Annotated in this window: 5 protein-coding genes and 4 tRNA genes; 2 read left to right on the top strand and 7 right to left on the bottom strand. The window is 49.3% G+C overall.

Annotated features, from left to right (window positions below):
- The 5 genes from ABGA49_RS16035 to ABGA49_RS16015 all read right to left on the bottom strand — a co-directional run.
- The coding region (locus ABGA49_RS16035) for a GTP-binding protein (RefSeq protein WP_347665800.1) at positions 1-192 on the bottom strand (192 nt) is incomplete at its 3' end.
- 114 nt (positions 193-306) lie between these two features.
- A tRNA-Thr gene (locus ABGA49_RS16030) sits at positions 307-382 on the bottom strand.
- 5 nt (positions 383-387) lie between these two features.
- A tRNA-Gly gene (locus ABGA49_RS16025) sits at positions 388-462 on the bottom strand.
- Between the two features lie 113 nt (positions 463-575).
- Positions 576-660 (bottom strand) — tRNA-Tyr (locus tag ABGA49_RS16020).
- 8 nt (positions 661-668) lie between these two features.
- Positions 669-744, bottom strand: a tRNA-Thr gene (locus tag ABGA49_RS16015).
- Between the two features lie 338 nt (positions 745-1,082).
- Between ABGA49_RS16015 and ABGA49_RS16010 the strand changes: the two genes are divergently transcribed.
- Positions 1,083-1,631: a GNAT family N-acetyltransferase gene (locus ABGA49_RS16010; protein ID WP_088237852.1), complete on the top strand. Its 549-nt coding sequence runs from the start codon at positions 1,083-1,085 to the stop codon at positions 1,629-1,631.
- Between the two features lie 201 nt (positions 1,632-1,832).
- Positions 1,833-2,783 carry a type I pantothenate kinase gene (gene coaA, locus ABGA49_RS16005; protein WP_061499025.1) on the top strand — a complete coding sequence of 317 codons (951 nt, stop codon included), beginning with the start codon at positions 1,833-1,835 and terminating at the stop codon, positions 2,781-2,783.
- 35 nt (positions 2,784-2,818) lie between these two features.
- Here the strand turns inward: coaA and birA are convergent, their stop codons facing one another.
- A complete protein-coding gene (birA, locus tag ABGA49_RS16000; RefSeq protein ID WP_347665799.1) occupies positions 2,819-3,781 on the bottom strand; it encodes a bifunctional biotin--[acetyl-CoA-carboxylase] ligase/biotin operon repressor BirA in 963 nt (320 codons plus the stop codon).
- Positions 3,778-4,806 (bottom strand): UDP-N-acetylmuramate dehydrogenase, encoded by a 1,029-nt coding sequence (gene murB, locus ABGA49_RS15995; protein WP_347665798.1) that lies wholly within the window; start codon positions 4,804-4,806, stop codon positions 3,778-3,780. Before murB ends, birA begins: the two co-directional genes overlap by 4 nt.
- Between the last annotated feature and the right edge of the window lie 202 nt (positions 4,807-5,008).

Raw genomic sequence — 5,008 nt, 5'->3', positions numbered from 1 at the left:
GTTGATGGTGATACCACGAGCTTTTTCTTCCGGCGCGTTATCGATCTGATCGAATGCGCGAGCGTTACCACCGTAGGTTTTTGCCAGAACGGTAGTGATGGCAGCAGTCAGCGTTGTTTTACCATGGTCAACGTGGCCGATAGTACCGACGTTAACGTGCGGTTTTGTACGTTCAAACTTTTCTTTAGACATCGATTGTCCCTCTAAGACACGGATAAATCGGTGATATCACCACATCAACCAGGCAACATGCCCGACTTGTTGAATGCTAAATAACAGAAGAGAAACCAGGGAGGAGAAGTGAAGTGGTGCTGATACCCAGAGTCGAACTGGGGACCTCACCCTTACCAAGGGTGCGCTCTACCAACTGAGCCATATCAGCACGTCTGGAGCGGGCAGCGGGAATCGAACCCGCATCATCAGCTTGGAAGGCTGAGGTAATAGCCATTATACGATGCCCGCATCCTGAAACTCGGCTACCCAGTGCTTTCTGTATTGTCGGGAGAAGAAACTCTCCCTTTGAGTTGATTCGCTTACTGACACCAACTCAGGTTACGTTTTAGCGTAACCGAAAATGGTGGTGGGGGAAGGATTCGAACCTTCGAAGTCTGTGACGGCAGATTTACAGTCTGCTCCCTTTGGCCGCTCGGGAACCCCACCGGACTTGATGGTGCCGACTACCGGAATCGAACTGGTGACCTACTGATTACAAGTCAGTTGCTCTACCTACTGAGCTAAGTCGGCATCAAGTAGCGCGCATTCTAGGGAGACAGAGGGATTGATGCAACAAAAAAATTGCACAAACCGTTCTATCGCTCACATTTTGCACGACCATTCAACAAAATGCTGTAAATTCATGCAACCCAGTAGAAAAACCCACCGTTTTTAACCGCCTGTTCATAGGTATCCCTCTTTTCTTACCCCTTGCATCACTCTCTTTTCTTGCCTTACAGGGGTGCAATTGCGTTGTTGTAGTGCAGATAAGTAGTGCATTTCAGTCGTTCCGACAAAGCCAGACGTGAAAATGTGAATTGGATCACTTATTGCATCTCCTGGATATCATCCTCAATTGAGGCACAATGATGAAAATTGTTCTGTTAAACGCAGCCACCTTGCCGGTCTATTGCCCTGAACTTGCGGACTTGCTGCTTGATACGTTGCAAGGTGGTGCCTCTGTGGGATATCAGCGTGCGACCAGCCGCCATGAAGCAGAAAGTAGCTTTTATCGTCTGCGCGACGAGATTCAAAGAGGCGAACGCTTAATCTGGATAGCCAGAGATGAGCAAGGCGTTGCGGGGTGTATCAGCCTGGCGCTAAACATGCAGCCTGAAGCGCTTAATCGCGGCACTATCAAATTGCTGCTGGTTCACCGCCGTGCCAGGCGTAAAGGTATTGGCAAAAAGTTGCTTGCTGAGCTTGAGAAAAGCGCTTGTGCTCGTCAGCGTGGGATATTATCCCTTGAAGTGCGGGCTGGCTCTGGGGCCGAAACGTTTTACCGCTCACAGGGATACCGCTGCCTCGGAGAAATGCCGGATTACCTCTGCTCCGCCGACGGGTACTACCACCCTGCTGCGATTTATTTTAAACGCTTATTTGCGGTAAATCAGCCAGTTCGATCTATTGCCAGCTAATGTGAATAGCGTGATGCTTTCCGCGTAAAGCATCACGCAGACGCGATTTTTCATATTATTCCCTGTCATCTGGTGTTAACCTCCTGCCCATTGATCCAACTTATTTCAATAACGTCGAGCCATCACATTACCTTAAGAGACGCTCTCTCGCGGCGCGTCGGAAGCATACGTGTCAGTGGTAATGTGGGCAGATAAAAGCTTATGAGTAAAAAAGAGCAAACGTTAATGACGCCTTACTTACAGTTTAATCGCAGCCAGTGGGCTGCACTTCGTGATTCCGTGCCAATGACATTGACTGAGGGCGAAATCGCAAGGTTAAAAGGCATTAATGAAGACCTTTCTCTGGAAGAAGTGGCCGAAATTTATCTTCCGCTGTCCCGTTTACTCAATTTCTACATTAGTTCAAACCTGCGTCGACAAGCCGTGCTGGAACAATTTCTGGGCACGAACGGTCAGCGCATTCCCTATATCATCAGCATCGCGGGTAGCGTTGCGGTAGGGAAAAGTACCACCGCCCGTGTATTACAGGCGTTACTCAGCCGCTGGCCTGAACATCGTCGGGTAGAGTTAATTACCACCGATGGCTTTCTGCATCCCAACCAGGTATTGAAAGATCGCGGGTTAATGAAGAAAAAAGGGTTTCCGCAATCCTATGATATGCATCGCCTGGTGCAGTTCGTTTCCGATATTAAATCGGGGGTGACCAATGTTACCGCCCCGGTTTATTCGCACCTGATTTATGATGTGATCCCGGATGGTGACAAAACGGTCACGCATCCTGATATTCTTATTCTTGAAGGGTTAAATGTTTTACAAAGTGGTATGGATTATCCTCATGATCCGCACCATGTGTTTGTTTCAGACTTCGTAGATTTTTCTATTTATGTTGATGCGCCGGAGGATCTTTTACAGACCTGGTATATTAACCGTTTCCTGAAGTTCCGCGAAGGCGCTTTTACTAACCCGGATTCTTATTTCCATAACTATGCGAAGTTATCTGAAGCTGAAGCAATAGAAGTTGCGATGTCGCTGTGGAAAGAGATTAACGGCTTAAATCTTAAAGAAAACATCCTGCCTACGCGCGAACGCGCCAGTCTGATTATGACCAAGAGTGCCAATCACGCTGTTGAACAAGTGCGCCTGCGAAAATAAACACTAAGGGGAGCATCAACGCTCCCCTTTGATTATTATTCCGCACTGCGCAGTGATATTTCTCCCCCCATCCAGGGTTTAATTACGCCCTCTTGTTCAAGCAGCAGGGCACCCTGCACATCAATTCCACGCGAAATACCGTAGATCTCTTTCTCACCGATAATCAATTTCACCGGCCGATGAATAAAATTATCCAGTTTCTCCCAGCGCGAGAGAAAAGGAGACAGCCCTTCTTGCTCAAACGTTTGCAATGCAGTACGCAGTTCTGTAATTAAACGTGCAGCAAGCTTGTTACGATCAATTCTCACACCAGCTTCTTGCAGATTAATCCAGCCCTGGCTGATGTCTTCAGCTTGTACTTTACGCATCACCAGGTTGACACCAGCGCCAATGACAATTTGCGCTGCATCACCGGTTTTCCCTGTCAGTTCGACGAGGATACCCGCAAGTTTACGATCCTGAAGATAAAGGTCGTTAGGCCATTTAACGCGCACCTGATCAGCACCCAGATCGTGTAAAACCTCAGCCATCACAATCCCGATCACCAGGCTTAAGCCGATTGCAGCTGCCGGTCCCTGCTCTAATCGCCAGTACATCGATATATAGAGATTTGCACCGAAGGGAGAGACCCATTTTCGACCACGGCGCCCTCGTCCGGCCTGTTGGTACTCCGCCACACAAGCATCACCGGAATCAAGTTCACTGAGGCGATCCAACAAATACTGGTTTGTTGAATCAATTACTGGCAGAACAGCAACTTTGCCCTGCTTAATCTGGCTGCTGATCATGGTTTCATCCAGTAGCTGGATAGGCTCCGGAAGGCTATAGCCTTTACCTGGGACAGTAAAAACATCCACCCCCCAGTCACGTAGCGTCTGAACATGTTTATTAATCGCTGCGCGGCTCATGCCCAGACGTTCGCCGAGTTGTTCACCCGAATGGAATTCACCATCCGCTAAAATAGAGATCAATGTTAATGGGATCGTATTGTCCTTCACGCAATCGCCTCCACTGCATTCACTTCACCGGCACAGCCAATAAAGCGGACCTCTGGTTCCAGCCAGACGTTGAATTTGTCTCCTACACGTTGACGTACCAGGTGCGCAAGCTGGATGACATCCTCACTGGTTGCGAGACCGGTATTGATCAGCACCAGCGCCTGCAAATGATGGACCGCCGCCCCTTTCACGGCAGTCCCCTTCAACTGGCATTGGTCAATAAGCCATCCTGCGGCTAGTTTTACGGAGCCATCAGCTTGAGGATAATGGGGGGCATTCGGGAACGCCTGTAATAAGTTATTGGCTTGCTCCGGCGACACCACCGGGTTTTTAAAGAAACTGCCAGCATTACCGTGCACTTTCGGATCGGGCAGTTTACTCATGCGCATATGACATACCGCATCGAAAACTTGTTGTGCCGTTACAGTTGCAGGATCAAGACGAGTTAAGTCGCCGTAGGTCAGCACAGGTTGCCATTTTTTTGGTAAACGCAGCCCCACAGCAGTAATGGCGTAACCATCCTGATACTCGTGTTTAAAGATACTGTCACGGTAACCAAAACGGCACGCTTGTGCACTCAAACGCTGCGACTCGCCGCTGCTGAGGTTGATGCAATCAACATAGTTGCAGACTCGCTGTAGCTCAACGCCATATGCGCCAATATTCTGGATTGGTGATGAGCCTGCACAGCCTGGGATCAGCGCCAAATTCTCCAGACCAGGCATCCCGTTGTTGAGAGTAAATTGCACGAGGTGATGCCAGTTCTCCCCGGCACCGACATGAAGCAGCCATGCATCGTCCTCTTCATCGACATCGATTCCACGAATGCGGTTGATAATGACCGTTCCTGCAAAATCTTGTAGAAACAGCACATTGCTACCTTCACCCAGGATCAATACGGGTTGCTGGTTCTGTACGGCGGCTTGCCAGGCTTCCAGCAATTGCTGCGTATTTTCGACGCAAACGATCTGCTGGGCATTACGATCAATACCGAAGGTATTCCAGGGCTTAAGGGAGTGATTCATTGGCGCTATCCTGATGCAAAAACACAGTTAGTTTACCGTATCCGGAGGGTAAGCGCTTGTGGTGTTTGGAAAGCCCAAACGCAAAAAGGCACAGTCTTCCGACTGGGCCTTCTGCTTAATTTGATGCCTGGCAGTTCCCTACTCTCGCATGGGGAGACCCCACACTACCATCGGCGCTACGGCGTTTCACTTCTGAGTTCGG

Source organism: Kosakonia sp. WA-90, from assembly GCF_039871955.1.
GTDB lineage: Bacteria > Pseudomonadota > Gammaproteobacteria > Enterobacterales > Enterobacteriaceae > Kosakonia > Kosakonia oryzendophytica.
Note: the sequence above shows the minus strand (reverse complement) of the source record. Positions and strands in the feature narration are given on the sequence as shown.